Source organism: bacterium, from assembly GCA_035454885.1.
In the GTDB taxonomy this organism is placed as follows: domain Bacteria; phylum UBA10199; class UBA10199; order JACPAL01.
The window spans coordinates 31,855-57,449 of sequence record DATIGE010000047.1 but is presented as its reverse complement, the minus strand read 5'-3'; the positions used below and the strand labels follow the sequence as shown (position 1 = coordinate 57,449).

Annotated in this window: 22 protein-coding genes; 8 read left to right on the top strand and 14 right to left on the bottom strand. The window is 63.5% G+C overall.

Annotated features, from left to right (window positions below):
• Positions 1–11: 11 nt before the first annotated feature.
• The 6 genes from VLJ37_08500 to VLJ37_08475 form a co-directional block, all read right to left on the bottom strand.
• Positions 12–1,625: a sigma 54-interacting transcriptional regulator gene (locus VLJ37_08500; protein HSA59709.1), complete on the bottom strand. Its 1,614-nt coding sequence runs from the start codon at positions 1,623–1,625 to the stop codon at positions 12–14.
• Entirely contained in the window at positions 1,603–4,326 is a 2,724-nt protein-coding gene (locus VLJ37_08495) for a protein kinase (protein HSA59708.1), read from the bottom strand. The genes VLJ37_08500 and VLJ37_08495 overlap by 23 nt, the downstream gene beginning before the upstream one ends.
• Before the next feature lie 100 nt (positions 4,327–4,426).
• Positions 4,427–5,326, bottom strand: a complete 900-nt coding sequence (locus VLJ37_08490) for a hypothetical protein (GenBank protein HSA59707.1) — start codon at positions 5,324–5,326, stop codon at positions 4,427–4,429.
• On the bottom strand, positions 5,323–6,093 hold the full coding sequence (locus tag VLJ37_08485) for a hypothetical protein (protein HSA59706.1): 771 nt from the start codon (positions 6,091–6,093) through the stop codon (positions 5,323–5,325). The genes VLJ37_08490 and VLJ37_08485 overlap by 4 nt, the downstream gene beginning before the upstream one ends.
• On the bottom strand, positions 6,093–7,040 hold the full coding sequence (locus VLJ37_08480; protein ID HSA59705.1) for a hypothetical protein: 948 nt from the start codon (positions 7,038–7,040) through the stop codon (positions 6,093–6,095). The genes VLJ37_08485 and VLJ37_08480 overlap by 1 nt, the downstream gene beginning before the upstream one ends.
• Positions 7,041–7,258: 218 nt before the next feature.
• Positions 7,259–9,154 carry a hypothetical protein gene (locus tag VLJ37_08475; protein ID HSA59704.1) on the bottom strand — a complete coding sequence of 632 codons (1,896 nt, stop codon included), beginning with the start codon at positions 9,152–9,154 and terminating at the stop codon, positions 7,259–7,261.
• 124 nt (positions 9,155–9,278) lie between these two features.
• On the opposite strand from VLJ37_08475, the gene VLJ37_08470 reads away from it, so the two are divergent.
• Complete coding sequence (locus tag VLJ37_08470) at positions 9,279–9,905, top strand: hypothetical protein (protein ID HSA59703.1); 627 nt, start codon at positions 9,279–9,281, stop codon at positions 9,903–9,905.
• A gap of 73 nt (positions 9,906–9,978) precedes the next feature.
• On the top strand, positions 9,979–10,707 hold the full coding sequence (locus tag VLJ37_08465; GenBank protein HSA59702.1) for a hypothetical protein: 729 nt from the start codon (positions 9,979–9,981) through the stop codon (positions 10,705–10,707).
• A 2-nt stretch (positions 10,708–10,709) separates the two neighbouring features.
• Here the strand turns inward: VLJ37_08465 and VLJ37_08460 are convergent, their stop codons facing one another.
• From VLJ37_08460 to VLJ37_08440, 5 genes are read right to left on the bottom strand one after another with little or no spacing between them, the layout of a single operon-like run.
• Positions 10,710–11,357 carry a tetratricopeptide repeat protein gene (locus VLJ37_08460; GenBank protein HSA59701.1) on the bottom strand — a complete coding sequence of 216 codons (648 nt, stop codon included), beginning with the start codon at positions 11,355–11,357 and terminating at the stop codon, positions 10,710–10,712.
• Positions 11,354–12,136, bottom strand: a complete 783-nt coding sequence (locus VLJ37_08455) for an inositol monophosphatase family protein (GenBank protein ID HSA59700.1) — start codon at positions 12,134–12,136, stop codon at positions 11,354–11,356. Before VLJ37_08455 ends, VLJ37_08460 begins: the two co-directional genes overlap by 4 nt.
• Positions 12,133–12,840, bottom strand: coding sequence for a ComF family protein (locus VLJ37_08450; protein ID HSA59699.1), 708 nt, complete (start codon positions 12,838–12,840; stop codon positions 12,133–12,135). The genes VLJ37_08455 and VLJ37_08450 overlap by 4 nt, the downstream gene beginning before the upstream one ends.
• 2 nt (positions 12,841–12,842) lie before the next feature.
• Complete coding sequence (locus VLJ37_08445; protein HSA59698.1) at positions 12,843–13,466, bottom strand: outer membrane lipoprotein carrier protein LolA; 624 nt, start codon at positions 13,464–13,466, stop codon at positions 12,843–12,845.
• Positions 13,456–15,906, bottom strand: coding sequence for a DNA translocase FtsK (locus VLJ37_08440; protein ID HSA59697.1), 2,451 nt, complete (start codon positions 15,904–15,906; stop codon positions 13,456–13,458). Before VLJ37_08440 ends, VLJ37_08445 begins: the two co-directional genes overlap by 11 nt.
• A 110-nt stretch (positions 15,907–16,016) precedes the next feature.
• Here VLJ37_08440 and VLJ37_08435 point away from each other — a divergent pair, with 110 nt between their 5' ends.
• On the top strand, positions 16,017–16,406 hold the full coding sequence (locus tag VLJ37_08435; GenBank protein ID HSA59696.1) for a response regulator: 390 nt from the start codon (positions 16,017–16,019) through the stop codon (positions 16,404–16,406).
• A gap of 1 nt (position 16,407) precedes the next feature.
• On the opposite strand, the gene VLJ37_08430 is transcribed toward VLJ37_08435, so the two are convergent.
• Genes VLJ37_08430 through VLJ37_08420 form a run of 3 tightly spaced genes read right to left on the bottom strand, consistent with a single transcriptional unit; the run spans position 16,408 to position 19,785 of the window.
• Complete coding sequence (locus tag VLJ37_08430; GenBank protein ID HSA59695.1) at positions 16,408–17,931, bottom strand: PAS domain-containing sensor histidine kinase; 1,524 nt, start codon at positions 17,929–17,931, stop codon at positions 16,408–16,410.
• Positions 17,928–19,211 (bottom strand): hypothetical protein, encoded by a 1,284-nt coding sequence (locus VLJ37_08425; protein ID HSA59694.1) that lies wholly within the window; start codon positions 19,209–19,211, stop codon positions 17,928–17,930. The genes VLJ37_08430 and VLJ37_08425 overlap by 4 nt, the downstream gene beginning before the upstream one ends.
• A gap of 10 nt (positions 19,212–19,221) precedes the next feature.
• Complete coding sequence (locus VLJ37_08420) at positions 19,222–19,785, bottom strand: hypothetical protein (GenBank protein ID HSA59693.1); 564 nt, start codon at positions 19,783–19,785, stop codon at positions 19,222–19,224.
• Positions 19,786–19,860: 75 nt separating this feature from the next.
• On the opposite strand from VLJ37_08420, the gene VLJ37_08415 reads away from it, so the two are divergent.
• The 5 genes from VLJ37_08415 (at position 19,861) to VLJ37_08395 (ending at position 25,560) form a co-directional block, all read left to right on the top strand.
• Entirely contained in the window at positions 19,861–22,647 is a 2,787-nt protein-coding gene (locus VLJ37_08415) for an MXAN_5808 family serine peptidase (protein HSA59692.1), read from the top strand.
• Positions 22,644–23,615, top strand: coding sequence for a bifunctional riboflavin kinase/FAD synthetase (locus VLJ37_08410; protein HSA59691.1), 972 nt, complete (start codon positions 22,644–22,646; stop codon positions 23,613–23,615). The genes VLJ37_08415 and VLJ37_08410 overlap by 4 nt, the downstream gene beginning before the upstream one ends.
• Positions 23,612–24,466: a shikimate dehydrogenase gene (locus VLJ37_08405; protein ID HSA59690.1), complete on the top strand. Its 855-nt coding sequence runs from the start codon at positions 23,612–23,614 to the stop codon at positions 24,464–24,466. The genes VLJ37_08410 and VLJ37_08405 overlap by 4 nt, the downstream gene beginning before the upstream one ends.
• A gap of 12 nt (positions 24,467–24,478) precedes the next feature.
• Complete coding sequence (locus tag VLJ37_08400; GenBank protein HSA59689.1) at positions 24,479–24,868, top strand: type II secretion system protein; 390 nt, start codon at positions 24,479–24,481, stop codon at positions 24,866–24,868.
• A 197-nt stretch (positions 24,869–25,065) separates the two neighbouring features.
• A complete protein-coding gene (locus tag VLJ37_08395; GenBank protein ID HSA59688.1) occupies positions 25,066–25,560 on the top strand; it encodes a response regulator in 495 nt (164 codons plus the stop codon).
• Positions 25,561–25,595: the final 35 nt, after the last annotated feature.

Below are 25,595 nucleotides of genomic sequence, written 5' to 3'. Positions count from 1 at the left end.
GAGACAAATGCCTAGGCGCTCACCCGCGAATAATCCGACTTCTTCGCCAGAATCCCGTAGCTCTTCATCTTCTTGTAGAGCGTGATGCGCGACACGCCCAGGGCCTTTGCGGTCTTGAGGCGCGAGTAATGGTGTTTCTTCAAGGTTTCCACGATCACGTTCTTCTCCAGGCTCGTCACCTGTTGGTCGAGCGACGTCGCCCTGGGGCCGAGGGTGAACTCCTCCCGGAGCTTGTCCGAGAGCGACTCGGCGTCGATGATCTTGAGGCCCATCGCGGCGCAACGCTGAAGTTCGTTCGAGAGCTCCCGGATGTTTCCCGGCCAGTCGTAACGGAGGAGAAGTCCCATCGCCTTGGGGTGAACCTTGATCTTCGCCCCCGTCTCCTCCTCGACCTTTTTGAGAAAGTGATCGATGAGCAGGGGGATGTCTTCCTTGCGGTCCCGGAGAGGCGGCGGGACGACCTTCACGACGTTGACGCGGTAGTAGAGGTCTTCCCGGAATTTGCCTTCCTTGACCATCGCCTTGAGATCCCGGTTGGTGGCGGCGATGACGCGGACATTGATTTTTCGGTACTCGTTGCCGCCGATGGGACGGATCTGGCGCTCTTGAAGCACTCGCAGCAGCTTGGACTGCATGGAGGACGAGAGTTCGCCGATTTCGTCCAAAAAGACCGTCCCCCCTTCCGCGACCTCGAAGAGCCCCTTCTTGTCGGCCGTCGCCCCCGTGAAGCTCCCCCTCTTGTGCCCGAACAGCTCGCTCTCGAGCAGCTGCTCGGAGAAGGCCGCGCAGTTTTCCGCCACGAACGGGGCCGCCTTTCGCGGGCCGTTGTAATGCAGGGCTCGGGCGATCAGTTCCTTTCCGGTGCCGCTCTCGCCTTGGATCAACACGGTCACGTCCGAGTCCGTGACACGGTCCAGAACCTTGAGGACGTCGCGGAGCCGTGGGCTCTTTCCGACGATTTGGTCGTAGGCGTACCGGAGATGCATCTCCTCCTGCTGCAGCCGGTATCGCTCCCGGACGGCGGCGTATTCCTGCTCCGTCACGTCGAGGCGTTGTTTGAGCAGGTCGTTCAGTTCTTGGATTTGCTTTTGGGAGACCTCCAGATCCCGTCCGCGCCGGCGGATTTCCTCCATCTGGCGCGCGTTCCGGAGGGCCAGGGCGGCCTGGTCGGCGAAGCCCTCGAGAAGGGTTTGATGGCTTGCGTCGAATTCCCCCTCGCTCAGGCGGTTGTCCACATAGATGACGCCCATCACGTCCGCGCCCATCCGCATCGGCACGGCCATCACGGCGCGGATGTCCAGTTCGATCACGCTGTCCGCGTCCTGGAACCGGTCGTCCTCCTGGGCGTTGGTCACGAGGACCGACTTGGCAGTCACGGCGGCCTCGCGGGCGACCGTCGTGCTGAACCGGCCCTCGTCCGTCCCCTCCTCCAGGCTCTGCCGGTCCATGTTTCGCGAGACGCGGACCTTGAAGCCGCTCTCCTCCAAGAGGAGCAGGAAACCCCGCTCCGCCTTGAGGAGGTCGAGGGAGATCTCCAGGATCGTCTCGAGCAGAAAGTTCACGTTTTGTTCGGACGCGAGCAATCGGTTGATGCGCGCGATCTCAATGAGTCCTGCGTTCGCCATGGGGGCCCCCTCCCTTGAAAGTGTCGGTCGTTTTAAGATTCAATCGCTCCAAAGTCTCCAGAATTTTTTCCCTCTTGCGGTCGCGGAAGAAACTCCCGCGCCACGCCTCGGGAATGCGCGCCGCGAGCCGGTCCAAGGTCTCGAGCGCCTCCCGGAGGCGGGCCTCCGCGTCCCCGGGGCGTTCCGCGCGAAGCAGCCAGCCGAGGGCGCTCAGGATCTCCGTCAGATTCGCGTCGTCGTTCCGAGCGGTGTAATAGCCCCGGGCCCGTTCCAGGGCGGCTTCTCCCCGCCTGACGTCGGCCGGCTCCGCCCTTGCGGCCATCTTGCCCTCCAGGAGGTCGCATTGGGCGAGGATCTCGGCATCCCCGGGGTGATTTTTTCTCATGTCCTCCACGGCGGCGGCGCATCCGGCGTCGTCCCCCGCCGTAAAACGGTAATAAGCGTCGTAGAGGGCCGCCCGCGCCCGCTCCGCCGCCGTGCCGGCCCGCCCGAGGGCCCCCCGGGCCTTTTGGACGTATCGGCCGAAATCCTCGACATGGCCCTCCTTGTCCGCCACGTGCGCGAGAAAGAGGTAATTCTGGCCCTCCAGCCCCGTCAGCCCGTTTTCGATCGCGAGTTTGAGGGACGCATGTCCCAGCGCCCCGGCCCGGTCGAGCCGCCCGAGCGTGAGATAGAGATGGGACAGATTGCCCAAGATCGCCGCGCGCGTCTGGAGGCTCGCGCCGGTTTCCGATTCCCGAAGGGCCGATTCCATCGCAGCGAGGGCGTCGTCGAACGCCCCCGCCTCCTGGGCGCAGAGTCCCATGTTCATGAGGATGACCGGCCGCCACTCGTCGCCCTGCGGCAGGAGACCCAGCGCCTGGCGGTAGAGATCCATCGCCCCTTCGAAGTCCTTGAGCGCCTGCCGGGTCATTCCGAGAAAATTCCGCACGGACATCCGGCCCCGGGGGTCGCCGGATCTCTCCCAGGGGGCCTCCGCCTGGCGGAAGATCGCCTCCGCCTCGGCGTAACGGCCGCGGCTATGCGCGATCCATCCCAAGCGATTGAACGCCTTGCCCCGCTGGACGTCGGTCAGATCGGGCAGTTCGAGGAGACGCCGGACGAAGGCGTCCGCCCGGTCGAGATCGCCGGTCTCGAGGAGGACGAGGGAGGCCGTTTCAAAAAGTTCCTGGCGCAACGGGCGGGGCGCGCCTTCGACGCCTTCCCCGAAACGCCGGAGCCATTCCTCCAAATGCAGGCGCGCCCGGAGATGATTTCCGGCCAGATAGGTTTCACGGACCAGCGCGAGGAGCTCCGCCGGCGTCGCGGCCGAGGCGAGCGAGCGGATAAGCTCGTCCCGCCGTTCGCCCTCCACGCGGAAGGCGTCCCGGCCGTCGTCCAGCCCGCGGACGAGCCAGCCCTCGTTCTCCAGCTGATCGAGAAGCGCGGCGGCGTCCCCGGAGGCGTCCCCCGTGATCCGCCGGACCAGCTCCGCCGAGAGGGGGACCCGGGAAAAGGCGCAAAGAGAGAGGATCTCCTTTTTCTTCGCCTCCAGGTTCAAAAGCCTCATCGCCACGACGTCGTCGAAGCTCCGGGCGGAGGAGAGGCGCGCGACATCGAAGACGGCGCGGTCCCCGTCGACTCGAAGGGTTCCGTCCGCGAGCCAGAACTCCACGAGGGTGATCACGCGAAGGGGAACACACCCGGCGATCCGAACGGCCGCCTCCAAGACCTCCGGCGGCAGGGGATCCGTCATCAATCGGTCCTTCAGGAAGGTTTCCGTCTCCTCGCGCGCCCACGGCTTCGCGGCCTCATCGCCGGCCGTCTCTTCGGGAGGATTGACCCGGAAGAAGGATCGGCGGTTGTGCAACGAGGTCTTGATCTCGGAGACGGTCCGAAGCGCGAACGACTCTCCTTCGGCGGCGTTCAAGGCCTCCAGGACGCGGCGCGCGTCTTCAAAGCGCTCCGAAGGATCCTTCTTCATGAGCCTCATCGTCAGGTCGTTCAGGCCCGGCGAGAGGTCCGCGCGGAAGGTCCTGGGCTCCGGCGGCGTCTTTTTCAGCTGGGCGTCGATGAGACGGCTCAAGTTCCCGCGCTCTTCCTCGAAGGGGTATCGCCCCGCGAGCATCTTATAGAGACAAACGCCCAGGGCGAAGAGGTCCGCGCGGTGGTCATAGCCCTTGCCGGCCAGCGCCTCCGGCGCCAGAAAATGGATGGTGCCGGACGGCTTGTCCTTGGGACTGACGTCCTCCAGATGCCGGGCGAGGCCGAAATCGATCAGTTTGACCGCGTCATCGCGAAAGAGCGGCGCGCCGCGCACGACGAGGATGTTTTCCGGCTTCAGGTCGCCGTGAAGGAGACCTTGGCCGTGAAGGTAGTGAAGGGCCCGGAGGACCTGGACGAGACAGGAGAGGATCTGGTTGTAGTCCGCGGCCAGCGTGGCCGCGAAGAGGTCGCTGCCGTCCACGAACTCCTCGAAGAAAAAGACGGCCTCGTCGTCCTCGCCGGACGCAAAGACGCGCGCGATGTTGGGATGCGCGAGACGGCTCAGGGTCTCGAACTCCTTCCGAAGCGAATCGATCTTCTTGGCGAGCGAGGACTTGAGGACGCGCTTGAGGACGCCCCGCCTCCCGGTGGCCGTCTCGAGGGCCAGGAAGGCCTCGCCGATCCCACCCCGGCCCAACGATCTCTCAATACGATAGTCTGAAGAAGCAGTTCCCATCAGAAACACAAGGGTTAGTTACTAAACAGAAACTATTTTATCGTAATGATAAGAAAATGACTACAAGAAAAGATATTCTTTTTAGAAACAAGCTATTTTTCTAGGGGCTGACGATCTCCCCCAAGGGTCTCCGATACCCGGGGGACACTTCGAGGCGATCGGCCGGACCCGACGGCTCATCTTCGGGGGGGGACGGGGGCGTTTCCGTTGTGCTGGGCGGCACCGTCTGGATCCCTCCCTTGACGTCGTCGTTCGTCTTCCCTCCCCCGTCGCCGCCCGAAGAGACATCGGTCGGCCCGGGCGCGCCGCACGGGTCGAACGTCAGGGGGGAGGAAGCCGGCTCCGGAAGCGGGAGATCCAAGGTTGTCACCCTCCCGCAGTAGGCGGCCTTGAGGCGGACGCGCGGGGCCGGGTTCGGCCGGCCGGCCACGACGCTCGGTTGCTGGATGTCGCACGTTGTGCCGGTTGAAGTGCTTTTCAGAACCAATTCGGGAAAAAGGAGGTCCTGAAATTCAATCGGATTGTTCTTCACCCCCACGAAGGGCCCCGAGTCGCCGAACTTCTTGAGGAGACACCCTTCAATCCGGTACTGGCGGCGGTCGGTCTCCGGCTCCGGCCCTAGGTCGACGACCTTCACGTCCGCGAAGCAGAGGGTGAAGCCCGTCTCTTTGCAGTTCTCCGAGCCCTTGCCGCTGAGGCCGCGCGGCGCCCCAACCACGGTGATCGGCGTATCGCTGACGGTCCCTTCCTCGGTCCTCACCTCCCCACCCGACGGGTCCGACTCGCCGGCCCCGTCCGTAATCCCAGCGTCGGGACCTCCCATGGCCGATGAAACGCCTGAGGCCTCGGGACCGGCCATGCCGCCCGGTGTCGGGTTGGCAAAGGGGGTCAGGCTCACGCCCCCCGCCGTCTGAGCGCCCTTCGCCAGGCACCCCAATCCCAGATGAGAAAGGAGGGCCAAGGTGCAAAACGTCCTCAGGATGCCTTTCCTAGGGATCATCGGCGGATCTCCATCACCCCGGACTCCGTTTGGGAGGCCGGCTGACCGAACTCTCCCGTCCAACCGTCGCAGCGCGAAACGGATTTGGCTTCCGTCTCACCCGGGATCGTCAACGCCATTTCGGCGGTCTTAGGCGCACAGCCGGGCCCGATCTTCAATGCCGCCATGGCCTCGGTCGCCTCCCCGACGCCCAGATCCGGCTGGCAGCAGGGCACCGAGGCCAGAAACCGGAGAACGCGTCCCGGCGGGGCATAAATCTTCAGCATGATGCAGCCGTTGGAACCCGTAGCGATCCGCCACGGATCCGAATCGGGAAAGGCGGTGTCGTGGACGGAGACGGCCCCTCGCATTTGGATCCCCCCGTAAGAACCGACGAGGCGCACCCTGATCGACGTCTCGGGCCTCCCCTCCACATCGATCCGGCCGGTGACCGCCGTCTCGAGATCCTTGAAGGAAACCTGGTTGCTTGAATCGATGCAAGACAAGTCGCCCGGCGTCATGGCGATGGGCACGCCGACGATGTTGACCGGAGTCTCCGAGGTTTCATCGGAGGACGTGCCCTTTGTGTCCGCAGGCGCCGGGCCTCCGGCGTCGCCTTCCGCACCCCCGTCCGCGGCAGCGACGCCGATGCGGCCGTCGGGCCCCGCCGCCCCGTCGGGTGAGACCGCGGAGACGAACGATCCGCCGCCCCGTGACGTCGCGCCCGGCGCCGGACAGCCGGCGAGGCACAAAGCCGCCATGGCGGGAATGAGCGCGAACCGACGCATTAGGGAGCCCTCTCCATCAAGGTGCCCTTGTTGACGGCAGGGGACGTGACAGGCGGGATCCCTGTGTCGAGGCCGCCGCAATCGGGGAGGGACGACACGGGCGTCATCGCCGGGATGGCGAATTCCAGGGACGCCTGCGCTGAACTCCCGCCCCCGAATCGCTTCACATTCACCCGCGGTCCTTCACTCCCTTCCTTGGTCATCGTCATGGCCATGGCATCGCCGGCCGTGTTGACTGCCCCCGTCGCCTGCGGGTCCGAGCCGGCCCCTTGATCCTTGATCCGGAACGAGTAGGACGACCCCACCACCGGCTCCAAATCCCAGTCCGACTGGCAGATGGGCTCGGCCGTCGCGATCCTCACGAACTTGCCGGCCGCCGACGGAGGGGCATACAGCCTAGCGAAGAGGCAACCGTCCAAGGTCGCCGCCCGGCCGTACTGTTTCAGGGGATCCTCGGGGGCCGAAAAGGGAATGACTCGGTCAATGACATGCCCGGGCACGGCGGTGCCGCTTTGCGCCAAGAGTTCGGTCTTGACGAGGATCTCGATCCGTCCGAGGCCGTCGACGGCGCCCGTCACGGCCAATTGCACCGGCGAAAAATAGAGCGAGGTCCCCGGCTGAATGCAGTGCGGGGCCGGCGAAATGCCGAGGGGCAGGCCGGAGACGACGATCGGCGCGTCACTGGTCGCGTCGGTCGTCGAGCCGTCGGAGGGATCGCCTGCTCCGTCACCGCCTCCCCGGTCCGTCACCCCCGACGGGACATCCCCGCCGCCCATGCCCGAGGAAGGCAGCCCTCCCCCCTCGGATCGGCCGACTCCGTCGGTCACGGGCGCCAGCATGGGGCCGGTCCCGGGCGCTCCCCCCGTCCGTCCGGTCCCGGTCAGACAGCCGGAGGCCCCGCCGGAGACGGAAAGGACCGCCAAAATCAGAAGTATTTTCCGAAGCATAGTGATTATCATTTTGATTATCGACGGAAACATACCTGGAATTGTCAATTATTATAAGCCCCTTTCAGAATTTTTGGCACGTGTTTTGACTAGCGACCTCTACGTCCCTTTCCCCTTAGATCTTTGAAGGCAAGGGACGTCCCGAGCCAGTAGTTTTTGTGGTTTCGGGACGAGCCGTAGCGAGCGCTGTCCCGCGGGAAGCGGGACGCCTTACCTCATTATTTGCTGTACCGTTCGGCCCGCCCTTCGTTCCACGGGACCCATTGGCCGTCAAAATCGATCATCACGTAGAAACACTCCGCACCCTCGCCGCGTACGACGAACTCCTCCTTGACCGTCTGGCTGTCGTAAACGTCCGGAGAGAACGGGATCGATTCGTCCAAATAGCCGATCTTTCTGCCCGAACCGTCAAGCATGTTGCAGCGGACTTCGAGCGATTTGGCGTGCCTGGCCGTGAACTCCCCACTCAACCGGAAGACACCCGCGGGGTCGTACCATTTTCGCCCGGTTTGGACCTTGACGTCGATGAGCTCCGACTCGTAGCCCGCCGAGACGGAGGCTCCTTCGTGCTCCTGGCCGTCGAAATCGACCACCGAGAGCCGCCAAGCGCTGTGGGTGTGGTCGCGGACGACATCCTTGAAGACCGTCCCGAGCGCCTCCGCAGAATTCGCCGGTACGGAACGGAGGATCTCATATTTCGCCTCCTGCATGAAGCTCTGAGACGTCCGGACGTAAAGCTTCATCTCCTGCGCCCAGGGGATGGAGCCGGTGAACAAGACGTTTCCCGTGGCGACGTCCGTCACATCGTAGGTCCGTTCCAGGCTCGGATACAGGTTGATCGCGCCCGGCTCGCTCGGCAACGAAGAGATCGCCCCCTTCTGGAGTTTCGTCTCGGGGTAGCCCAGCTTCACCGTGACGGCCTGTATCGTGGAGGCCCCGAGGCCGGGCACGGTCATCGAGATCGCGGTCTCTTTTTGCGTGAGCCGGCAACCCTGCTGAAAGGTCCCGCTGCCGTTGGGATATCTCGTGACGATCCTCGGCGCCGCCGGGTCCGGAAGGCAGGCGCCGGAGATCGTGAAGGAGGGATCGGAAATCGCGTGAGCGAAGTCGAACCGGACCATGATGAGGGGCTTGGTCGCGGAGATCTCGATCTTGGGGGTCAAGGTGGGCTCCGCAGCCGTGAAGGTCTTTGCTGTCTCGAGGAAGCCGCCGTCCCTCGATTGCGCGACCAGGGTGTAGGTCGCGTTCGGGTGGCGGAGGCGCGTGTAGAAGACGCCCGAGTTCTGCGCCAGGTCGATCCGGCAGTGGAGGGGCGCCGCCGGCTGGGCCGTGAAACCGCGGCAGTTGCCCAGGGCCTCGTCGCAGGCCGTGCCGTTCAAGAGGGGCTCGTACTTGAAGTAATTCGCGCTTCCCGCATTCAGGTCGTTTCCGGAGGGGTCGATCACCAGGTCCCCCTCGCAATCGCCGTCGGGGCTCAAGGGGGCGTAGAGGTAAAGCGAGGCCACGGGCCCGGTGGCCTTGTATTGAACGCGGATCAGGTCCAGCCGCGTCTCGGTCAGGTTCTGGGTGCCGTCGAGCGAAAGGCCAAAAGGCTCGTCGACCGGGGCCGGGGTCGGAGGCGTCGTCGGGTCGGGGACATCGGGACTCGTCCCGCCCGAGGGGTTGTCCGGCGTGATGACCTCGCCGCCGTCTCCTTCAGGCGCCGGGGCCTCGCCCGCGTCGCCGTCCTTATCCGCGCCGTTGCGCGGCAGAACGGTCAGGTCCGCGCTTTCGCTGAAGTCATCGCCGCGACCGATCCTGATCTCATAGTCCCCGGGAAGGATGAGGCCGGGAATGGTCACGCGCGCCCGCATCTCGCCGTCTTTGTCCCCCGTGGGCTCCAACCCTTCCAGGACCGAGGGAAAGCCGCAACCCGAGCCCTTGCCCTTGGGGGCGAAGCAAACCGTGTCCCCCTCTTCCAATCCTTCTCCGATCAGGAGGACCGTCTCCGACGCGCGCGTCTCGGACGGTTCCACCCGAAGACCCGAGGCCCCGCCGCCCCCGCAAGAGGCGAGCATCCATAACAGGGCCCCCAGGGTTCCACAGCCGGACAAGATGCGATTCGTCGTCTTCATAGGTGTTTATCTCCCAGCGATCGAGAGTGCAGGGGGCGTGCCAGGCAGGGGCTCCAAAAGAGGAATTTAATTCGTTGATTTGATTGATCTTTCTCTATAGGTCCGAGGGGGGCGGGATGAAGAAATGAAGAAAACGTTAAGCGTCATTAACCTTCTGGTGCTCCTGGCCCTCCTCCTCGTGTCCGTCGCCGCCCGCGCCAAGGACAAGCACCAAGAGGAGATCCCCGACGCCCTCGATTACGACCGCCGCAAGGCCGTCAGCCGCCGCTTTGAACTCTCCCCTTACGGCGGCGATTTTTTGGGCGAGAAATTGAATCACTCCTTCGTCGTGGGCGGCAATCTGCAGTTCAATTTCACGAACACCCTGGGAATCGCCGGAGACTTTGCCTGGAGTCCGTCCAACCCGGATCGATCCAGCGCCTTCGGGGCGACGGTGGCTAATGACAACGTCTACATGATGGACGGCGCATTCGTCGTCACGATGCCGTCGGTGTTCCGGAGCGGCAAATCGATGATCGAGGCGGACCTCTTCACCTCCCTCGGCGCCGGCGTCGTCCGGTTCGACGGATCGAACCGGATCGGCGGATTCGTCGGCGGAGGCATGAAGATTCGGCCGAACATTTCCTGGCTCGCGTTTCGCGTCGAGATCCGGAACTACTTCGCCGCCGTGGATAACCCCGTCGGAGGCGACTTCGAATACATCCTCAACTTCCGCCTCGGCCCGACCTTTCTCCTTCCGCCGGACCTGTAGGGGCTTTGCGCTTAGAATTGCAGCCGCAGGAACCGTCACACAACTTATCTCACGGGCGACCGAAAATGGACGCGTGCTCACGATCTCTCCCCCTCAAGCCGTCGCGGCCCTTCAGTCCCTCGCCTTCTTCCAGTCGCTTGCCCGTCCGGGCGGGCCGGCCTTCGAACCCATGCTGGAGGTCAACTGGATCCGGACGGCGCAGGAATTCGGCCTCCGGGGAAACCCTCAAAACCCTTGGAATTCGTTGATGCAGCACTCGCGCCTTCTCCAGGCGACATCCCCGACGGGGGAGACCTGCCTGGGGCTCTTTCTCCTCCACCAGCCGGATTACGAGTCCGGGGAGCTCTACCTCGCCCCCCGCTGCCAGGGCCTTCAAGCGGCCTTCCGCCTGGAGATGCCGGCCGTCTTCCGCTCCTACAAGCACTGCACCGATCCCCTGACCGATGAAGAGCCCACGTACCTGCGGACACATGCCCTGGATGCCAAAGGTCGCCTCCAGACCCGCGGCTTCGTCCGTTTGAAAGACCTCTGGAAGCAGGGCGACGCCGGCATCGACCACGGGCGAGTGCGTTACTTCGCCTCGCATCCCGGGGAATTGGCGGCCTTGGGCGCCCTGCAGGTCACGCGCGCCTTCGACGCCTCGGACCTCCGCTGGGCCCCGAGCCCGTGGGCGCGTTTTGTCCTCCAAACCAACGGATTGGAGGGCGCCGTCGCCGCACGGGATTTGGGAATGGGGTGGATACTGGCGGACGAGAACCCGTCCGCCCCGCCGGGCGGCGTCTTCTCTCACGGGCCGCTTTGATTTTAATGGACCGTCACTTCGAAGCTCTCGAGGAGTTTTTCCAAAAATTGGACGGGACGGACCTCGCGGCGGGAACGCGCGAGGGCCAAGGCCTTTTCCACGTACTTTTGGCAGCGATCGATCTCGAGGTTTCTTGAGAGGAAGGCCTCGATCACGTCGAAGTTGAGATTCTCGGCCGAGGTCACGTTCGCGAAATCATCGACCATCGCCTCGTCCAGCATCTCGATCGCCTTCTTCTTCTCGCCCTTCTTCAGGTAGGCCATCGCCATCGTCGCGTGGGCCTGGTGTTCGAACGAGGCGCTGCCCTTGGCCACCTTGAGCACGTGCTTCAGCTTCTTCAGGGCGTTGTCGTACTGGGCGAAGCGGTCGATCAACAGTTTGGCCATGATGATCTTGAGCGCGGGGTCTTCCGGCAGGAGTTTTTCCGCCTTTTCGTAGTAGCGCCAGGCGTCCTTGAATTCGCCCTTGATCTTGGAGAGGACCCCCAGGCTCGAGAAAAAGAGCGCCGACTGGGTCACGTTCTTCTCCGTCTCCGCCTTCTCCAGGCCGTTCTTCAAGAGGGATTCGGCGCCTTCAAAATCCTTTTCCTTGATGCGGCGGAAGGCCTCGTAAATCTCCTTGGAGACGTTTTCCTTGTCGGGATCGGTCATCGTTTGCCTCGAGCCAGTATAGCAACCATTGGGCGGTGGATAAAGCCGTTTGAAGCGACAATCTGGTCGGCGTAGAGGTCCAGGCGTTTCCCGTCAAAGAGCGTCGAGCGTCCGCCCGCCTCCTCCAGAATGAGAGAAGCGGCCGCCACGTCCCAGGGCTTCAGCCCCAACTCCCAAAAGCCGTCGAACCGTCCGCAGGCGATGTAACACATGTCGATCGCCGCGGCGCCGTCGCGCCGTACGGCCTGGGCGGTCTTGAGGAAGTTCGTGAAGTGGTCGATGTTGTCGTTCTTGGCCGTATGGACGTCGTAGGCAAAACCGGTCGCGAGCAGGGCCCGATTGAGGGCCTTGATCGACGAGACCCGGATCTTCTTCTTGTTCAGGAACGCTCCCCCGCCCCGGACCGACCAAAAGAGCTCGTCCAAGATCGGGTGATAGACGACTCCGGCGATGATCCGGCCCTCGTGCTCGAGGGCGATCGAGACGCAGAAGCAGGGATAGCCGTGGGCGTAGTTCGTCGTGCCGTCCAACGGATCGACGATCCACTTGTAGTCGGAGCCTTTGAGATGGGCACCCGTCTCTTCCGTCAGGATGTCGTGATCGGGATGGTTTGTCCGGAGGATCTTGAGGATCTTCTCCTCGCAGGCGCGGTCGACCTCCGTGACGAGGTTGATCTCCCCCTTGTAATCGATGTTGCGGACCCTGCCGTAGGATTTTTTCTGGATCGCACCGGCCGCTTTGGCCGCCTGGACCGCCGTCTTCAGGAAACGGCTCCTCATAACGCCCTCGCCGCCACGACCGCTTCGACCCGCTCCGCGCCCGCCTGTTTCAAAGCGCGCGCCGCCTCGTGAAGCGTCGCGCCGCTCGTGGCCACGTCGTCGACCAGCATCACATGCAGACCGGCCACGCGTCCCGGCTCCTTCAATTGAAAGACGCCCCGGAGGTTCTTTCGCCTCTCCTCCACGGAGAGCGTCGCCTGAGCGGGCGTGGGACGGACCTTTCTCAGGAGAAAAGGGTTCATCGGCAGGCCCGTCCGCCGGGAGAGCCGCCGGGCCAGCAGGACCGCTTGGTTGAAGCCGCGCTCGCGGAGCCTCCCCGCGTGCAGGGGAATGGGGAGGAGCAAGTCGACGCCCCCGAAGGCGGTCGACCCCGCCATGCGGTCCCCCAACAGTCCCGCCAGCTTCTCCTCGCCCCGGTACTTGAGACGGACCACCAACTCGAGGAGCAATCCCTCGTACCGGCCCGAGGCCCGGAGACGGTCGAAAGCGGGCGCGTCGGTGATGCAGCGGCCGCAACGATGATCGGGGCCGGCGGCGAAAGGCTCGGCGCAGACCGGACACGAGGGGGAGCCCAAGGCCGGCCAGCGGGCCTCGCAGACGCCGCAAAGGGAGTCCCCGGGCCGGATGAAGTCACCGCAGGCCTCGCAGCGCGGCGGAAAAAGCATCGCCAGGGGGGCTCTCAGGAGTCGGGAGAAGACGGGCATGATCATTCGGCGGCCAGCGGGCGTATCTCCCTCACGCCGCTCTTGGAAAACTTGAAGGTGGATTCGGAGACGGGTTCGTTCGCGCGCACGGCGGAAAAGACGTACTCGCTCTTGTTCCCGCCCTTGGGGAAGAGCGTCGCGCCGCGCGCGAGATGGTCGGCGGGATCGACGGTCAGGATGATCTTTGAGAACGGAGACGACTTCGATCGGGGAACCAGCGTCAACGAATCGTCCTTTCCCTCGGACACCTTGAACTCCTTGGACATCTCGCCCAAGCCGCCCAAGAAAGCCAACGCTTCCTTGGAGACCACGTCCTGGACGTGGTCGATGACCTCGACCTCCTTGTCCTTGGGGTGATAGATCCAGAGGGTCTCGCCGTCGGAGAGGTAGTGACGCTCGCGCTTGCCCCCGTACCGGATCGAAAACCGGCCCGGCTTGGAGAACACCAATTCTCCGGATTCCGACACTTCGCGGTCCAGGACCTCGACGACCGTTTTTTGGGTGAACGAAGCCGAAAACGATTCGGTATTGCGGTAGGCGTCTTGGACGCGTTCCGCCAATCCGCCTCCGGCGGATCCCGCATGGGCGGCGGACGCGATGACAATCACCGCGGCATTAGCCGTCATTCGAAGAAAGATTCCCCGCATAAACCTCTCTCGGCTTCGATCCGTCCGCCGGCCCGACGACTCCCTGCGCTTCCATTTTTTCGATCAGCCGCGCCGCCCGGTTGTAGCCGATCCTCAAGCGCCGCTGGATCATCGAGATGGAGGCTTGCCGCGTCTCCGTGACGATCTGAACGGCCTGATCGTAGAGCTCGTCGTGGTCGTCGTCGCCGCCGACGCCCCCCGCCGCGCCCTCCTCCTCCATGGGCTTGAGCACCGATTCGTCCAGGAACTCGGGCTGGCCCTGCGACTTCCAGTGGTCCACCACGCGCGCGATTTCCGTCTCGGACACGAACGCCCCATGGACGCGCAACAGCCCCCCGGCGCCCCCGATCGTGCAGAGCATGTCCCCATAGCCCAGCAAATGCTCGGCGCCGACCGTATCGATGATCGTCCGCGAATCGTGCTTGGAGGAGACCTTGAAGGAAATGCGCGCCGGGAAGTTCGCCTTGATCAGTCCGGTCAGCACGTCCACCGACGGCCTTTGGGTCGCGAGGACCAGATGAATGCCCGCCGCGCGCGCCATCTGCGCCAGCCGCGCGACGGAGTTTTCCACGTCCTTTGCGGCCGTCATCATCAGATCCGCCAGTTCGTCGATGATGATGACGATGTACGGCATCTTCTCCTCTTTCGGCACCTGCTTGTTGTAGCCGGCGATGTTCCGCGCCCCCTTGTGCGAGAGGACCTCGTAGCGCCTCTCCATCTCGCGCACGGCCCAGCGGAGCGCCATCGAGGCCTTTTTCGGGTTCGTCACGACCGGCAACAGGAGATGCGGAATGTTCCCGTAGATGGAGAGTTCGAGCATCTTCGGGTCCACCATGATCAGGCGCACGTCTTGAGGGGTCGCCTTGTAAAGGAGCGAGAGGATCATGGAGTTCACGCAAACGCTCTTGCCCGCCCCGGTCGCGCCGGCCACCAAGAGGTGCGGCATCTTGCCCAGGTCCGCAAGGTAAGGGATGCCTTCCGTGTCCTTGCCCAGGGCGAGAGTCAGCGGCGAGTCGGCCTTGAGGAACTTGGGATGCCCGATCACGTCCTTCAGCCACACGGTCTCCCGCGTGATGTTGGGGATCTCGATGCCCACCGCGGCCTTGCCGGGGAGCGGCGCGATGATGCGCACGCTCTTGCCTCCCATGGTGAGCGAAAGGTCGTCCTCGAGGTTGACGATTTTGTTGACCTTCACGCCGGCCGCCGGCTCGAACTCGTACATCGTGATGACCGGCCCCGGATGGATCTCCGTGATCCGTCCCTCGACGTCGAAATCCATGAGTTTTTTCTCGAGGACCTTCGAGTTGAGCTTGAGGCTCTCCTCGTCCACCTTCACCGTCTCCTGGCTCTCGGAGTCCAAGAAGGAGAGCTGAGGGAGCTGAAAGTCGGCGACGATCGGCGAGATCAGGTCCAACTGGTCGCGTTTGTCGAGTTTCTTGGCTTCTTGTAGGTCGACGCGCGGCAAGATCTTGGGTTGCGGTCCGTCGTCACCGGCCGAGCCGGATGCCGACTCCAATCGGGGAGAGATTCCGCTCTCTCCCCGATACCCCTCATCTGTCTTTTTTGCGACTTGAGGTTCCTCCTTCTTCTCGGGCGCCAGGGGGACAATCTTGAGGGGGGGCGCGGGGCGCGGCGGCGCGGGCGACGGCGGAGCGCCGGCTCCGTGGATGATCTTGGGCTCGCCCTTGACAACCAGCGGGGCCGTCTTCTTGCGTGTCTTCCAGCGGGCGCCCAGCCCCTCGAAGAGCCGGGAGACGTTTTTGCGGAACCGCGCCCAAGCGACCACCAAGGCCGTCGTCACCGCGCCGACGGCTTTTTGCGTGAGGAAGGAGAAAATGCCCCGGAAGAACTGCGCCGCCTGCACGAGCGACAGCCGTGTGATGACGAGAACCGAAAGGAGAATCCCCGAGACGGTGAAGAGATAGGCCCCCAGACTCCCGAAGAGCCTCGCGAGACGCACTCCCCCCCACCAGCCGAGGAGGCCTCCCGCGTCCATCTCGCGGCCGCCCAGCATGACTTCGCCGAACCGAAGGTGACTGAAGAGCGAGCAAAAAAGGATGAGGGCCGCGTAGGAAAGGATGCGGAGCCCTCCGAAACGGAGGTCCTTCAGATTGCGCTGGGCGAAATGCGTCACCGCAACCGCGAGGAGGGCGAACGGAATCAAGTACGCCCCGTAGCCCAGGAGGGCCATGAGGAGGTCCGAGAGATGGGCGCCGACCACGCCGCCCAGGTTCTGGACATTCCGCCCGACGGCGAGCGTCGTGAACGACGGATCGGCGGCATTGTACGAGAAGAGGCAGAGCGTCAGAAATACGGCCGCGGCGAGCGACAGGACGCCGTAGATCTCCTTGGCGTGTCCGCGGGGGAGACCTTCCCCGCGGGCCCCCCGTTCAAAGCCTTTTTTTGCGCGTGACGACATGAAAGTGCGCGTAAAAACTACCGGAAACCGGAAAGTCTTGTCAAAGACCAATTTGGTTGGACGATGTTGATTTATTTGATAAAATTATTGATTCCGTGGGAGAGACATCGATGCCCCGCAAGTGCGTTCTCATCGTGGAAGACGATCGCGACCTTCAGGAGCTGCTCCGCAAGAGGCTGGAGAGCAAAGGGTTCGACTGCGAATCCGCCTATACGGTGGAATCGGCCCTGCACCGGCTGAGAGAAAACCGCCCCGATCTCGTTCTGCTCGATTTGGGTTTCAAGGACGCAAACGGAACGGTCTTTTTGAATAACGCCCGCCACTGGCTCCCGGAGGGGGTCAAAGTCCCCCCCATCCTCGTCCTGAGCTGTTTCAACGACAAGGAGGTCGTCGATTTCGTCATGGACCAGGGCGCGGTGGGATTCTTGGCGAAACCGTACGACCCGACGATCCTCGTGAACACCATCAACGATTACATCCACCAGGCCTCGCCGAACTAGACTAAGAGGTTACCTCCGCCGGCAGCTTGACGGTGAAGCGGCTGCCCCGGCCGCACGTGCTTTCCAACCTGATGAGCCCCCCGTGCCTCTCCACCATGAATTTGCAAATGGAGAGCCCGATGCCGAACCCCCCCGTCTTCCAGGGCAGGCGCGACGCCGCTTGGGCGAACATGTCGAAGATCGAATCGCGCTCCTCCACCGGGACGCCGATGCCCGTGTCTTCCACTTCGATCGTGACCTCGTTTCCGGCGCTTTCGAGCCGGACACGGACGCTTCCCGGCGCCTCCGTGAACTTCACGGCGTTGTCGAACAGGTTCAGAACCACCGTTTTCATCTTGTCGGCGTCCCAACGGACCCAAACGGCCTCTTTGGGAAGAAATTTGAGGCACTGAAGCCCTTTTCTTTGGGCCAGCGGCTTCATCAGTTGGCAGGCCTCCTCCACGATCTTCCTGGCGTCGACGGACGAGACCCTGAGGTCCATCCGCCCGGATTCGATCTTCGTGAACGTGAGAAAGTTGCCGATGAGCCTCCCCAGCCACTCGGCGTTCACCTTGGCGATGTCGAGGGTCTTGCGCTGGGCCGGCTCCAGGGGCCCGTCGATGCCGTCCAGGACGATGCCCACGCTTTCCTGGATGGCGGCGAGAGGCGTCTTGAGCTCGTGCGAGATCATCGAGGCGAAGTTCGTCTTGATCTGGTCGACTTTTTTCAGTTCCTCGTAGGCGACGCGGAGTTCTTCCTCCGCCCTTCGCCGGGCGGTCACGTCGCGGAAGCTCCACACGCGGCCGACGGGCTTTCCTCCGATGATCTGCGGTTTGGAATACCGCTCGAAGATGCGCCCGTCCTTGAAATCCAGAATATCGAAACTCTCGGATTCGGGCGTGGCATAGAGCTCGCGCACCTTGCAGAGAAAATCCTTCGGGGCCACGAGCTGATCCATGACGAAGGCCAGGGCCGCGTCATCGTCGGACCGTTTCATGATTTCGTCCGGAATCCTCCACATGCGGACGAATCGCAGGTTGTAGCTGACGATCCGGCCCTGCAAATCCACGACGAGAATGCCGTCGGCGGTCGATTCCAGCGTGGCCTTCAAGAGGGATAAGCTCTTCTGAAGCTCGCGCTCCGTGGACAGAAACCGATCCGTAATATCCTGGAAGACCACGACCCCGCCGACTATCTCGCCCCTCTCGTTTCTAATCGGCCGTCCGGTCGAACGCAGGCAGACCCCGTTCGGAATCTTCGGGTTCCTCATGAACATCTCGACCTCGTCCGTCGATTCCCCGCGAATCGCCCGGATGAGGGGATTCTCATCGGTCGGGAAGAGCGTCACGCCGTCGGGACGGAAAATGCCGTAGGTCTCGCTCCATTGTTCGTAATGCGTATTCTCCGCGCTTTGCCCGGTGATCTTCTCGGCCATCGGGTTGAAGAGCAGGATTTTTCCGGCCGTGTCGGCCACGATGACGCCCTCCCCCAAGCTGTTCAAGATCAGCTCGAGGAGGCCGGTACACTGTAGTTCCGATGCGTTCATGGCCGTGATGGAGGGACGAGTGCGCAGCCCCCTCCATCTCCGGAGGACGCCGGGGGAGACGGCGGAGAGACGGCGACGGCCTTGGTGGTCACGACGTCGGTCGTCGACTCGCTTCCCACGGTGATCGTCTCGCCGCCCGCGGCGCAGCGAAAGACTCCGGGAAGCGCCGCCGCCTCGAAATCCTTTTGGGGCGGGTCGCACGGCTCGATCGACGAGCCTCCCGTGAAGGCCTGGCTGATCGGCTCGAACTTGAGCGTATAAGAGACGTCGGGCCTAAGACCGGCGATGACGAAACCGCCGGCCGCGGCATCGCAGTCAGGTGAAGTCCCCGTGTAGAGCGAGCCGGACACGAAGCTGGTGGACTCCGAGAGGGGGTCGGCCTCGTTCGCGGCGATGACGTTCACCCCCTGCAGCTCGGTCGTCCCGTCCGCGCGAAAGGCCGTCCCGTCAATCCGGCAGAATCCCGCGTCGAAGGCGGTCGCGGGATACAGCGACGAGATCGCCACCCGGTCGTCGAAATGGGGCGTGAGTTGCGCCGCGCCGTCGATGAAGAGCGGAAACATGGTGGGGATGGCCTCCGACTCGCTTTGGTCCCCCTTCAAGTACTTCACGGCGGAGCCCAGGTTCACCTGCGTGTGATCCAGCCCGATCATGTGGCCGATCTCGTGGAAGATCGCCCCCTTGAAATCCTCCACCGGCACTTCAGGATCGGCGGCGGCGTCCGTGCCGTTGATGAATTTTCCGTTCAGGACCGCCTGACCCTCCGTAATAGTGAGGATGCCATCCTCCCGCTCGACGACCCGCGGGCCGGCGAATCCCAAGATGCTCAAGCTCGCGCCCTTGCCCTGAATCGCATCCGTGATCGACCCGTCGTCGTCAAAGAGAATCGGGCTTTGACCCGTCCTCGCGCTTCCGGAGACGAACGGCGGGTCCTCGGTGGGACAGGCCTTCCCGGGCGGGCAGTAGGTGAAATAGTCATTCAAGTTCGAGGCGTCGACGGAGCCCAGGGTCTCGCCTTCCGCGAAATTGACATCGGCCGTCGCCACGCCGCCGATCGCGGTCACGGTCCAGTCGTCAAACAGCTCGCGGACGAGGGCGACGGCCTCGGCGTTGGACAGGGTGCCCAGCGTGGCGTCAGCCCCGCTCTCGAGGTTCACGTGCACGACGCCGTCCTTCCAAAGCACGGGAAGTCCCGTCACCTCGGTATCCACGAGGATCGGCCCCGCCGCTCGAAGCGGAAGCGGCAGGACAAGAATCAAGATGAAAACCAGCGCCCTCATCGATCAAACCTCATCGATCAACGATCGTTCTGATCTCTCCGATCATCCGGTCCAGCGGGACCGGCCCATCCCGGAACGTCTTCAAAAACCGGTTGTCGAGCGGATTGACCGTGAGGGCCGACGCGCCGGAGCCGTCGATCTCGAACCGTCCCTGTCCCCCGCCCACGGGCGAGGTGAATCCCCAGTCGCTCTCGGGATAGAGAAAGAGGAGATACGAGGCCCCGGGCCGGTAAGAGGCGCCGGCCAAGGTCATCGTCTTGGGGGAAACGAGCACGCTTTCGCCCTCCGCCACCTTCAGCTCGGGCCGGGAGGCCCCGAATTGCTTGATCAGGACCGTTCCGCCGCCGGCGACGCCTTTCAGCCCTTCCTCCACTTGGAACCGGGCGTAGGTCGCCGGGACGCCGCGCTCGTCCAGCTCGGTCGAAACGCCTTGGCAACGCCCCACGAAGATCCGCTCCGCCTGGGCGGCTAAGCGCTCGAGACTCAAAGGAAGGACGGTCGTGGCCCCTCCACGGGAGAAGGGGGCCGTCATGACGACGAAGAAGAAAAAAATGAAAAGGGCGCGGCGAAGCATAAACAATAAGTCTATAGAAACATGAACGAACTTTCACTTGAAAAAGCGCCGCCCCCAGCTACTAATGAATCAGGAATGAATCTTTCGAAAATCACCTGGGCCTCCGTCTTCCTCCTCGTGGCCGCAGGCGTGAGCTTTCTGACCGTCCGGGTCAAGACCGACGACAAGGTTTCGCCCGAGAACGTGCCCCTGCGCGAGATGAAGGTCGTCTCCCGTGCGATCGATTTCATCGAGAAGAACTACGTCGATCCCCAGGCCGTGAACGCGGGCAAGATGCTCTCCGAGGCGGTCAAGGAGCTCGTGCGTAACATCCCTCCCTTTCTGGTCAAGGAAAAGTCCAAGGAGTTGACGCTCCTCATGGGCGACAAAAAACTTGCGCTGCCCGTCTCCAATCCGGTCTCGCTGGACGAGCTCCCGGTCACCCTGTCCAAAATGTTGGGATTTCTCGAACTCTTCTACAAGGGCAAGCTCGACGCCCAAGAGCGCCTCACCCTCGCCATGACGGGCGTGACCGACACGCTCGACCCGCACTCGAACTATCTCTCGCCCAAGGTCTTCAACGAATTCCGGATCGGAACCAAGGGCAACTTCGGAGGTTTAGGGATCGTGATCGGCATCCGGGACGGCGACCTCTCCGTCCTCGCCCCCCTGGAGGACACCCCGGCGTACCGGGCCGGGATCAAGGCCAAGGACAAGATCGTTCAAATCGGCGGCGAGTCGACGATCAACATGGGTCTGACCGAGGCGGTGGAGAAGCTCCGGGGTCCCGTGGGCAGCAAGGTCTCTCTCGTCATCACACGCGAGGGCGCGGCCGATCCTCTCAAGTTCACCCTGACCCGCGCCCTGATCCACATCCAGTCGGTCGCCGGACGTCTTCTCGACGACAAGCGCTTCGGCCTGGTGAAGGTCAAGAATTTTCAGGAAGACACGATGGAGCAGTTCGCCAAGACGCTCAAGGGCTTCGAGTCCGGCGGCAACCGGATCGAAGGCCTTATCTTGGATCTACGGAACGACCCCGGAGGTCTCCTCGACCAGGCGGTCGCCCTTTCCGACTTTTTCCTTCCCCGGGGCGTGATCGTGAAGACCGTCGGCGCGCGCGGCGAGACGCTCGAAGTGGAAAAGGCCGGTCCCGGGGACGGCGGAGAGGGGATCCCGCTGGTCGTCATCGTGAACGAGAACAGCGCGTCGGCCTCGGAGATCGTCGCAGGAGCCCTCCAGTTCAACGACCGCGCGGTTGTCATCGGCAACCGGTCCTTCGGCAAGGGTTCGGTCCAGACGGTCTATGACCTGAAGGACGGATCGGCGCTCAAGCTCACCATCGCAAAATACCTGACTGCCAAGGATTACGCCGTTCAATCCAAGGGCATCAATCCCGACGTCGGGCTGCAGCCCGCCACGGTCCCCGCCAAGCTCACCGACGACAAGGGCAAGCTCACGCGCCGCGTGGACCTGTTCGAGGACGTGAAAAAACGCGAACTGGACTTGGAGGAGATGCACGACGGGGATGAAGAGGAGCACAAGGACCCCGGCCTCCCCCCCCCTCCCGTCCAGATGACCTACCTGGCCCCGGACAAGGACCGGGACGGCACCGATGATGAGGACGACAACGCCGGCAAGATCGACCTCTCCGGCGATTTCCCGGTCGTGATGGCCGCTCGCATCTTGGAATTGTCCTTGAACCTGGCCCAATACATGCCGTCCGACCGGGCCATCCTGCGCCCGAGCGTGATCGGGGCCCTCCCGCCGCTCCTGGAAGAGCTGAAGAAGTCCGAGGAGGACAAGATCCAAAAGGCGCTGGAGGCGTTGGGCGTGGACTGGTCCGCCGGCGGCAGGACGGGAAAGCCCTCCGGCGTCGCGACCGTCGAGCTTCTGGATGAGAACGAAAGGCCGCGCGAGGGGCTCTCGGCCGGCGAGTCCGGGTTCCTCAAAGTGACCGTGGAAAACAAGGGTGACGGGCCTTTCCGCCGTCTGGCCGCCGTCACCAAGAGCGAGGATCCCCTCTTTGCCAACCTCGAATTCCCCTTGGGTACGGTCGGTCCGGGGCAGACCCGCTCCTGGAAGTCGCCCCTCAAGATCCCGGATTTCGTGCATCGCCGGAAGATTCCCGTGGAAATTGTCTTTCAGGAGGACGGAGGGCGCGTTCCCAAGGCGCCCGCCCTTTCGCTCCAGATCGAGGAGCCTGAGGCCCCGCTTTTCGAATATTCCTATCGTCTGATCGACAATGGGACCCGGGGCTCGAAGGGGAACGGCAACGGCAAGGCCGATCGCGGCGAAACGGTGACCCTCGACGTCACGGTCAAGAACGGCGGCAAGGGGGAGAGCAAGGCGCCCGTCGTGAACCTCAAGAAGGTGGAGGGGGAGGAAACGTTCATCGAAAAGGGCCGCGAGGAATTGAAGCCGATCCCGCCCGGCGGGGAGTCCCAGGTCGCGCTCACGTTCCGAGTGCCGGAGACCTTGAAAGGGGAACTGTCGTTCGACCTCAACATCCACGACATGCATCTGGGCGAAGATCTCTCCGACCGGCTGGATTTTTCCGGAAACGCCGATAATCCGCTCCCGTCCCAGGGAGTCCTCCAGGCCCCGCCGGTGATCGACCTCGACTGGAAGAATCTGCCGCTCACGGTCTCGGGCGACACCTACACGCTCAAAGGCGCGGCGACCGACGACGTGGAGCTTCGCCACCTCTTCGTCTTCGTCGGCGAAAACAAGGCGTTCTACCAGACCCCGTCCAATGCCTCCAAGACGCTCGCCTTCGAGACCAAGCTGCCCCTCAAGAAGGGCGCGAACTTGATCACTTTGGCCGCCCAGGACGACCGGGAGCTAACCTCCCGAAAACAATGGATCGTCTGGAGAGAGAAGTGACGCGCCCGAGCGTCGAATTCACTTCGCGCGAAGGCGCCGGTCGGGGGGCCCGGGGGGAGCCTGCCAGCAGGTCCCCCCGCTCAGTAGTCGCGCTCGGCGTCTTCGACGGAGTACACCGCGGTCACCAGGAGATCTTCCGGCAGGTCGTCGCGCGGGCGAAGGCCGTTCGCGGAACGAGCGTCGTCTACACCTTCGACCCTCACCCCGTGACGGTGGTCGCTCCTTCGGCCGCCCCCAAGATGATCAACACGATCCGCCAGCGGGTCGCGCTGATCGAAGACTGCGGGATCGACCGGGTCGTCGTCCAGAATTTCACCAAGGAGTTCTCCCAGCAGACGCCGGAGCAGTTCTTCGAGCGCGTCATCGTCGAGCGCCTCAAGGCGCGGGAATTGTTCGCGGGCTACAATTTCACGTTCGGCGTGAGGCGCTCGGGAACGGCCGAAACCCTCGAGGCCCTGGCGCGCCGGGTCGGCATCGACGTCCATGTCGTCTCCCCTTTTCTGGTCGGCGAGACCCTCGTCTCGAGCACTCAGGTCCGCCAATTCCTTGCGGCCGGAGACCTGCCGCGGGCGGAGGAATTGCTCGCCCGTTCCTACTTCATCGAAGGAAAGGTGGTGAAAGGCCGGGGGATCGGCGGCAAGGAGTTGGGCCTCCATACCGCCAACCTGGATTCCGAGAACGACGCGATCCTCCCGACCGGCGTCTACGTGTCGTTTGCGACCGCGGGAGGCAGGCGCTTCCGGAGCGTCACGAACATCGGCCCCAACCCGACGTTCGGCTCGGGTCCCGTGACCATCGAGACCCACATCTTGGAGGGTTTCCGCCGGAACATCGTCGGGCGGAGGATCCGCGTCGAGTTCTTGCAAAAAATACGCGAGGAGATCCGGTTTGCCACGCCCTCGGACCTGGCCAACCAGATCCGGAGCGACATCCAAATGGCGGCAAGAGTTTTCGCGGAGAGAAAGTGACGGCATTCAGGTTCCTCGGCATCGTCGGCGACCCCATCGCGCACAGCCTTTCGCCGGCCATGCACAACGCGGTCCTTCGCCGTTCGGGATTCCGGTTTTTCTACCTTCCCTTTCACGTGACGCCGGACCGGCTGAAAGGTTTCGTGCGGGACGTCCCCCTGCTGCCTCTCGCGGGCTTTAACGTCACGATCCCCCACAAGGAAGCCGTCCTCAAGCACCTCTCCTGGGTCTCACCGGAGGCGAAGGCGATCGGGGCGGTCAATACGGTCGTCGTCTCGGGCAGGCGGCTCAAGGGGTATAACACGGACGCGCCGGGCTACCTCCGATCGCTCGTTCAGGAGGCGGGATTCCGGCCCCGGGGGAAGTCGGTCCTGGTCCTGGGGGCGGGAGGTTCCGCGCGCGCCGTCATCTACGCCCTCGCGGCGGCCGGCGCGAAAATCATCCTGATCGCCAACCGGACGCTCCCCCGGGCCCGGGCCCTGGCGCGCGAATTTTCCAAAAAATTCCGCCGCGTGGCGTTCTCGGCGATCCCTCTCGAGACGAAGGTCTTGGCGAGCCGCTTTCCGGCGACGGACCTTCTCGTGAACACCACGTCGGTGGGACTGGACGGCACGGCGTTTCCGCGACTCCCCCTGGCGAACCTTAAGAAAACGGCGGTCGTCTCGGACCTGGTCTACAAGCCCCCCAAGACCCCCCTTCTCAAGGCCGCCGCGCGCCGGGGCCTGACGATCCACACCGGAGACGGCATGCTCCTCCACCAGGGCGCCCTGGCCTACCGCCTGTGGACGGGGCGCAAGCCCGACCTCAAGGTGATGAAAAAAGCGCTTCTCGACGCGATGAAACGGCGTTAGAAGCGGCCTTCCATGAAACGATTTCTTCAACACCGCGGCTTCGCCTTGATCGAACTGATGGTCGTCGTGGCCGTCCTCTCCCTGGCTGCCGCGTTTTTCGTCCCCCGCTTTCTCAAGCACCAGATCCGCACGCGGCAGGAGGAGTGCACGGCCAACCTGCGCTCCTTTTACGAGGCTCAGAAGGTCCGCCGCGAAAAGGCCGGTTCTTTCGCGACGGACATGGCCGACCTCGGCTGGGCCCCCCAGGGCAAGGGCCGTTACGACTACCGGCTGGTCGCATCCGGCAAGCGGTCCTTCGTCTTCCAATGCTCCGGCAATATCGACAAGGACCCCACCCTGGACGAGGCGTCGATCGACGAATCGGGCCGGATCACGCAGATCAGCGACGACGCGAGGAAATAGCGAGGCATCGGGCCTTGCCCGCGCCGGGCGAAATGTCAAAAAAGACGTGGCCGGGAGTGCAAATCTACCCTTTTTCCGCGCGCGTATTCAGCCGAATACAACTATTTTCAATAGAAATATCAGCTAGATAGGGCTTTTCCTGGGCTTGGAATGTCCCCTCGGTTTCTGGCATCCGGCTTGCTGTGAAGTCTCTTGGTATGTCCCACACGGCGTCTCAACTCCGGGGGGAGGGTGAAGCGCTCCGCCGCGTCATTGTGGTGGACGACAACGAAATCCTCCTCCGGGCCTGGAAAAGGATCCTGCAACGAGCGGGGTTCGACTGCTTTGCCACGACCAATCCGGAGGCCGCCCTGGAGGAGATCGACCGCTCGGGCGCCGACCTCCTCATCTGCGACATCGTCATGCCGCACATGGACGGCTTTGAGGTGATCCAGCGCCTCCAACACATGCCGCGCGCGGACGCGACCCACCCCCGCATCGTCCTCACCACCGGCTACGTCTGCGACTTCAAGCGCCTCCGGCTCGACGTCGGCACCCAGGACATCCACGTCCTCCTCAAGCCCTACAACAGCATCCAGGAAGTCCTCCATTTCGTTCAAAGGGTGATGGAGGACGACGAGACCCTGCTCGAGGACGAGGAAGACTCCGCCCAGACCTTGGACGACGCCCGCGTCCACCTTTGGAGCCTTTAAAAAAGCAACATTTGCGAATTCCGGTCGAAGAGGGG

Excerpts from the sequence above, each read along its gene's own strand:
- VLJ37_08500 (HSA59709.1), bottom strand. The coding sequence starts at position 1,625 with ATGGCGAACGCAGGACTCATTGAGATCGCGCGCATCAACCGATTGCTC.
- VLJ37_08495 (HSA59708.1), bottom strand. The coding sequence starts at position 4,326 with ATGGGAACTGCTTCTTCAGACTATCGTATTGAGAGATCGTTGGGCCGG.
- VLJ37_08490 (HSA59707.1), bottom strand. The coding sequence starts at position 5,326 with ATGATCCCTAGGAAAGGCATCCTGAGGACGTTTTGCACCTTGGCCCTC.
- VLJ37_08485 (HSA59706.1), bottom strand. The coding sequence starts at position 6,093 with ATGCGTCGGTTCGCGCTCATTCCCGCCATGGCGGCTTTGTGCCTCGCC.
- VLJ37_08480 (HSA59705.1), bottom strand. The coding sequence starts at position 7,040 with ATGCTTCGGAAAATACTTCTGATTTTGGCGGTCCTTTCCGTCTCCGGC.
- VLJ37_08475 (HSA59704.1), bottom strand. The coding sequence starts at position 9,154 with ATGAAGACGACGAATCGCATCTTGTCCGGCTGTGGAACCCTGGGGGCC.
- VLJ37_08470 (HSA59703.1), top strand. The coding sequence starts at position 9,279 with ATGAAGAAAACGTTAAGCGTCATTAACCTTCTGGTGCTCCTGGCCCTC.
- VLJ37_08460 (HSA59701.1), bottom strand. The coding sequence starts at position 11,357 with ATGACCGATCCCGACAAGGAAAACGTCTCCAAGGAGATTTACGAGGCC.
- VLJ37_08455 (HSA59700.1), bottom strand. The coding sequence starts at position 12,136 with ATGAGGAGCCGTTTCCTGAAGACGGCGGTCCAGGCGGCCAAAGCGGCC.
- VLJ37_08450 (HSA59699.1), bottom strand. The coding sequence starts at position 12,840 with ATGCCCGTCTTCTCCCGACTCCTGAGAGCCCCCCTGGCGATGCTTTTT.
- VLJ37_08445 (HSA59698.1), bottom strand. The coding sequence starts at position 13,466 with ATGACGGCTAATGCCGCGGTGATTGTCATCGCGTCCGCCGCCCATGCG.
- VLJ37_08440 (HSA59697.1), bottom strand. The coding sequence starts at position 15,906 with ATGTCGTCACGCGCAAAAAAAGGCTTTGAACGGGGGGCCCGCGGGGAA.
- VLJ37_08435 (HSA59696.1), top strand. The coding sequence starts at position 16,017 with ATGCCCCGCAAGTGCGTTCTCATCGTGGAAGACGATCGCGACCTTCAG.
- VLJ37_08430 (HSA59695.1), bottom strand. The coding sequence starts at position 17,931 with ATGAACGCATCGGAACTACAGTGTACCGGCCTCCTCGAGCTGATCTTG.
- VLJ37_08425 (HSA59694.1), bottom strand. The coding sequence starts at position 19,211 with ATGAGGGCGCTGGTTTTCATCTTGATTCTTGTCCTGCCGCTTCCGCTT.
- VLJ37_08420 (HSA59693.1), bottom strand. The coding sequence starts at position 19,785 with ATGCTTCGCCGCGCCCTTTTCATTTTTTTCTTCTTCGTCGTCATGACG.
- VLJ37_08415 (HSA59692.1), top strand. The coding sequence starts at position 19,861 with ATGAATCTTTCGAAAATCACCTGGGCCTCCGTCTTCCTCCTCGTGGCC.
- VLJ37_08400 (HSA59689.1), top strand. The coding sequence starts at position 24,479 with ATGAAACGATTTCTTCAACACCGCGGCTTCGCCTTGATCGAACTGATG.
- VLJ37_08395 (HSA59688.1), top strand. The coding sequence starts at position 25,066 with ATGTCCCACACGGCGTCTCAACTCCGGGGGGAGGGTGAAGCGCTCCGC.